Source organism: Enemella dayhoffiae (genome assembly GCF_002250625.1).
GTDB classification, from domain to species: domain Bacteria; phylum Actinomycetota; class Actinomycetes; order Propionibacteriales; family Propionibacteriaceae; genus Enemella; species Enemella dayhoffiae.
Genome location: NZ_NMVQ01000025.1, coordinates 1 through 5,645 on the forward strand (window position 1 = coordinate 1; position 5,645 = coordinate 5,645).

4 protein-coding genes and 1 pseudogene are annotated in these 5,645 nt (G+C 64.4%); 3 read left to right on the forward strand and 2 right to left on the reverse strand.

Translation table 11 applies throughout. From position 1 onward, the window contains the following. Window positions 1-214: 214 nt before the first annotated feature. Window positions 215-520: a transposase gene (locus CGZ93_RS12540; protein WP_094364513.1), complete on the reverse strand. Its 306-nt coding sequence runs from the start codon at window positions 518-520 to the stop codon at window positions 215-217. 95 nt (window positions 521-615) lie between these two features. Here CGZ93_RS12540 and CGZ93_RS12545 point away from each other — a divergent pair. Together CGZ93_RS12545 and CGZ93_RS12550 are read left to right on the forward strand one after the other, a co-directional pair. Further along, a pseudogene (locus CGZ93_RS12545) lies at window positions 616-904 on the forward strand (transposase); the annotation flags it as partial. 69 nt (window positions 905-973) lie between these two features. Next, on the forward strand, window positions 974-2,107 hold the full coding sequence (locus CGZ93_RS12550; protein WP_094364514.1) for a DUF697 domain-containing protein: 1,134 nt from the start codon (window positions 974-976) through the stop codon (window positions 2,105-2,107). 43 nt (window positions 2,108-2,150) lie between these two features. Here the strand turns inward: CGZ93_RS12550 and CGZ93_RS12555 are convergent, their stop codons facing one another. Next, window positions 2,151-4,286 (reverse strand): CHAP domain-containing protein, encoded by a 2,136-nt coding sequence (locus tag CGZ93_RS12555; RefSeq protein WP_176451753.1) that lies wholly within the window; start codon window positions 4,284-4,286, stop codon window positions 2,151-2,153. A gap of 234 nt (window positions 4,287-4,520) precedes the next feature. Between CGZ93_RS12555 and CGZ93_RS12560 the strand changes: the two genes are divergently transcribed. Beyond that, a complete protein-coding gene (locus CGZ93_RS12560) occupies window positions 4,521-5,564 on the forward strand; it encodes an IS3 family transposase (RefSeq protein WP_176451754.1) in 1,044 nt (347 codons plus the stop codon). Window positions 5,565-5,645 lie beyond the last annotated feature (81 nt).

The window sequence follows — 5,645 nt, forward strand, 5'->3', positions numbered from 1 at the left end:
AAATCCTCGCCAAGAGCCGGCTCAACCTCATCACCAACCAGCCCGAACAGGAGACCACGCCCGCACTCGCCAGCTAACCCCGCCCCGAAGGATCACCAACAGTTACACCACTTGGCGGGACTTGACCGCGCCCGGCTCCTGCTCTCGTAAAAGCCTGCCTCGGACACGGCTAACACCCGGCAAGCCACATGGACAGGTAGACCCTCCGCGGCGATCACCTCGACCGCCGCGCGCCTTCTTTTGGGCTGGTCTGCTCCTTCAGCAGGTCAACGGCGCGCCGCGCGACCTTCAGCTCGGTCTCAAGCTCAGCGATCCGCTTCTTTGCAGCCGACAGCTCGCCCTTCTCCGCCGTTGTCAGCCCAGGCTGGACGCCGCGGTCGACGCGGTCCTGGCGTCGCCAGTTGTAGATCGTCTGGTCGCTGACGTCGAGATCGTGCGCGATGCTGGCCACTGTTCTGCCCTCGGCCAGTAGGTCGAGGACCTTCCGCCGGAACTCGGCCGGATAACCCGGTCGTCCCATCTGAACCTCCTAGTGTCATGCACCAGAATCCAGTAACTCAGACGCCGTAGAACCCGGGGCACACCACTCGTGACCTTGGAAACGAGGATGAGCACATGCCGAAGGAGCAGGTGCCCGGGAAGCCGCAGACGCGGTGCTACACACCGGAGGAGAGGGCCGCAGCGGTCCGGATGGTCCGCACGCTACGAGCAGAGCTGGGGGCCGAGCACGGGACGGTCCAGCGGGTCGCGTCCCAGCTGGGCTACGGCGTGGAGTCGGTGCGCCAGTGGGTCAAGCAGGCCGACATCGACGAGGGCCACGCCCCGGGGGGTGACGACCACTGAGGCGAAGCGGATCAAGGAGTTGGAGCAGGAGAACCGCGAGCTCAAGCGAGCCAACGAGATCTGGTCGCCGACAAGGTGGTCATATCCCCCCCAGGCCCCTCGCGATCAAGCGCGACCGTACGCTTGACCCATGGCGCAATGGTTCATCGACTCCTTCCGCACGGAGTTCGACCGTCAGGCGAAGTCGATCGGGCGGTTCAACTTGGCGATCTTCGGCAAGACGGGGGTGGGCAAGTCGACCCTGTTGAACGCGGTGTTCGGCGAGAACGTCGCTCCGACCGGGATCGGCGAGCCGGTGACCAAGGGGTCGCACCTGTATCTCGGTCATCGCGGCACCCTCGGCATCGTCGACACCCAGGGCCTGGAGGTCGGCAAGGACGACAAGGTGCTGCTGTCGGACCTGGACAAGATGGTCAAGGAGTCGCGCAAGCGGCCGCTGAGTGAGCAGGTGCACGCCACCTGGTATTGCGTGCGGCCGATGGACCGCCGCTTCGAGGAGTCGGAGGCCGAGTTCATCCGCCGGATCGACAAGCTCGGGCTGCCGGTGATTATGGTGTTCACCCAGGTGCCGGCGCGGATCGAGGGGGAGTCGATCCACTACCACCCCGACGCGGTCGCCCTGGCCCGGCACGTCGAGACCCTCGGGCTGCCCATCCTCGGCGGGCGCCTGTTCATGACCAACGCGGTGAGGGACGAGTTCAACGGTCAGTCGGTCCACGGCTTGATCGAACTGATGCAGGCGACGTTTCACGTTGCGCCCGAAGCCGTCCACGCCGCCCTCGCGGCGTCGCAGCAGGTGGACCTCGGGGCCAAGGCTCGGGAGGCGGGGAAGGCGATAGCCACCGCCTCGGCCGCCTCGGCGGCCGCGGCGGCCAGCCCGATCCCGTTCTCCGACGCCGCCATGCTGGTGCCGATCCAGTTGGCGATGATGGCCCGGATCGCGCAGATCTATCAGCTCAAGCTTGAACGAGCGGCCATGCTCGCGGTCGCCTCCACCTCGGCCGCGACCGTCGGCGGGCGGGCGGTGTTCACCAACCTGATCAAGCTGATCCCAGGCGCGGGCACGGTGGCCGGGGGAGCGATCAGCGCCGGGATCGCCTCCACCTTCACTTTCGCCATGGGTCAGGCCTGGACCACCGTCTGTCAACAACTGGTCGCCGGCCGGCTGAAGGGATTCGACGGGGTCATGGACGCCGAGGCCGTGCAGGACCTGTTCAACACCGAGTTCAAGAAGCGGGTGCCCGGGATCCGCAAGCAGGATTGAACGTCCGGGCACCCGCTCTCGGAGTTCTCCCTTTACTCGGGTCTCACCACCCCTTCGGACGCAGGTAGCCTAAGAGGTGATTCTTGGACTCGTTGCGGACAGAAGTAATGGTGTTTGGGTAAGCATTTTGTTCAATCACCCGAATGGTCGACCCGTCCACATTCTCTAGAACGATGGCCACGTGGCCAGCGCCCCCAGAGAAAGGCAGCGACGTATTCCATACAGCGACGTCTCCCTTGCGTGGGTTTTGAGACGCCGGAATCCGGTCGTACGAACCTGTCGCGCGGTCCCAGAGGTTAGCAGCGATGCCGACCCCTCCGACGAACGGAGCCTTGACCACATCTCGGTTGTAGAAGTTGAACAGGTCAACGCATTGAGCGCCATAAGCTCCGTCGTAATCCCAGTAGTGGCCTTGATACTTCGCCACGAAGGCGTCAACCTCGGCGTCGTGACCGCCGCCCAATCGTCCCTCCTTCGACGACCAGCGGGGGCCTCCCGATGTGTACAGCACCAGGTTGCCATCGTCCTGCATGACTAGTGTCGCTTCACTGGCTGGCGCCGTATTGGTGGACCATCGCGCAGCTCCGCTGTCGCTGTACAGCACGGCGTTGCCGTCGGTTTGGACCGCAATCCTGCGCGCGTCGCTCCCAGCAGTTCCACTGGACCAGACGGCGCTCCCTCCGGCCGAATACACAACAAAGTTCCCGTCGCGCTGCATGCGGGCCTCGAAATTGAGCCCTGGCGACCACAATGACTCTCCCGCGAACATGGTGCCCCCGGTGCCGACAGCCTGTTGGGAGAATGGGCCGCGGCCCCCGAATGACGTCCATAACGGAAGACCGCCGCGCGACCGCAATACGAGGTTTCCATCCGTCTGCATCCCCAGCGATGCGTCCGAGGCAGGGGCCGTGCCGGTTGCCCATTTGGCCCCTGATGGGGCGTAGACCACGAGATTTCCATCCGTCTGCATCACGATGCGGTTGGCGCCAGTGCCCGCGGTCCCACTGCCCCAGAGTGACCGGATTCCGCGCTCGTAGACCACGAAGTTTCCATCAGCTTGCATGACAGCCGAAAAGCGGCCGTCGCCCGACAGGAGAGATTGCCCAGCCTTCAACTCTCGGCCGGCTGTGAGTCGGTCAACCCCCGGGAAGAACCGCTCGACAGTGCCGTTGTCCGCGAAAGCGCTGCTTGTTCCGTATTGGAAGCGTTGCAGGATGTACCTGCCACCTTGGTTGTATTCGTTGGATGTCGGGTAGCCCAGTGGCCCATTTTCCCAGCCTGTTCGGGCGTAATCCTTGAGTATCTCGCCATGCACTGGCCAGGCGCCCGATTTCGGGGACCAGTAGATGAGGCCCCTGTCGAAGGACTGCCCGCAGCCGCTGTCGCGGAGCCCGCAGAACTCATCACTTCGCGGGAAGCCCAGCAGGCCGTCCTGTCGCCCAAGTGCCGCCCAGCGCTCCCCGATAGCTCCCCAGACCGGGTGCGCTCCACCGTTGGGTGACCACGCCACGACACCACCGCTGAACTGCTGCGTGCACCCTCTGGAGGAACACCGTTCTCCCCCGATGGGAAAGCTCAGTTGGCCAGACTCCCACTTTAGGGACGCATACTTATCGAGGATGGCACCCCATACAGGGTGGGCACCCGTCTTCGCAGACCAATAGATCATCCCGCCCTGGAAGATCTGACCGCAGCCGCCATCGCGCAGCCCGCAGAACTCTCCGCTGGTGGGATAGCGAAGGTTGCCGCCCTCCCACTTTGCTTGTCCGTAGGAGGACAGGATGGCGCCCCACACGGGGTGCGCGCCCGTCGTAGGTGACCAATAGATCATGCCGCCCTGAAATGCTTGGCCGCATCCGCCGTCACGTAGGCCGCAGAACTCATCTGACGTGGGATAGCCGAGTCTGCCCGCCTCCCAGCGCAACTGTCCCCAGCGGTCGCTGATCGCGCCTCTGATGAAGTGAGCACCCGAGCCCGCACTCCAATAGATGGCACCGTTCTGGTAGCCCCGGAAACAACCGGAGCCCACTAACCCGCATACGGTGCCGCCGACGGGTTGACCGAGGAAGCTGGCTCCACCGACGCTCAGGTATTTGCTGTCGATCTCATCCGGACCGGCTGCGTGAGCGGGCGCGGCGGAGAGTTGCAGTCCCGCAATGAGCAGGAGCGCCAGGATCACGGAATGTAGTCGTCGCATATTGTTCCCCGATGAAATGCAAGTCCCCCTCATGCGAGGGAGCTTTCACAGGCTAGGGCCGCGAGTTCCGAGCGTCGTGTCGTTCAATTGATCCTCATGACCCCCGGCTATGGCCTGTTGCCGCCTAGCTCAGGTGTTGTCGCAACCCATCCATGACATCGCACGGTTCGAAGCCGACAGCCTTGATCTTTGCTAGATATAGTTCAGAATTCGCCGGTGTCCAAGCCCTACCCCCAGGAGTTCCGCGACGACGTGGTGCGTGTCGCGAGGAACCGTGAGCCAGGTGTCGAGCTCGCCCAGATCGCGAAGGACTTCGGGATCCACTTCACCACGCTGTATGCGTGGATGAAGAAGGCCGATGTCGATGACGGAGTGAAGCCCGGAACCAGCGCGAGTGAGCATGCGGAGCTGGTCGAGCTGCGGCGCCGGAACCGGCTGCTGGAACAGGAGAAGGAGGTGCTGCGCCGTGCGGCCGCGTACTTGTCGCAGGCGAACCTGCCGGGAAAAAGGCTCTACCCGCTCGTGAGGGAGCTCGCCGCCACCGACGCCCCCATCCGGGTGCCGGTCACGGTGACGTGTCGGGTGCTCAAGCTCTGCCGCCAGGACTACTACCGCTGGCTCGCTGCACCTGTGACAGACGCCGAGCTGGTCGAGGCCTACCGAGCCGACGCCCTGTTTGACGCCCACGCCGATGATCCCGAGTTCGGCTACCGGTTTCTGGCCGACGAGGCCGCTGAGGCGGGCGAGGCGATGGCTGCCCGGACGGCATGGAAGATCTGCAGGGACAACCGCTGGTGGTCAGCGTTCGGCAAACCGAAGCGCGGCAAGGCCGGGCGCCCCGGACCGCCGGTCCATGACGACCTGTGTGCCGTGGTCGATGAGCACGAGGTGATCCGGCATCAGTTCGTCGCTGGCGGCTCGAACGAGCGGTGGTTGGCAGACATCACCGAGCACCGCACGGCTGAGGGCAAGCTGTATCTGTGCGCGGTCAAAGACGCCTACTCCAACCGGATCGTGGGCTACTCCATCGACTCACCGATGAAGTCCCGTCTTGCGGTCACCGCGTTGAACAACGCCGGCGCCACACGGCAGCTCGAGGGTGGTGACGTGGCCGGCTGCGTGGTTCACACCGACAGGGGCAGCCAACTCCGAAGCAGGAAATTCATCCACGCCCTCCACCGCCACGGCATGGTCGAATCCATGGGCAGAGTCGGCGCGGCCGGCGACTGTGAGAGTGTCGAGTACCTCCTGGCGGCCTGACTCTTGCTGACGACTGACCCCGAAGTCTGGGTGTCCTTGCTGTTGATCTGTCGTCCGTCAGGAGGCGCATCACCCTCGTGG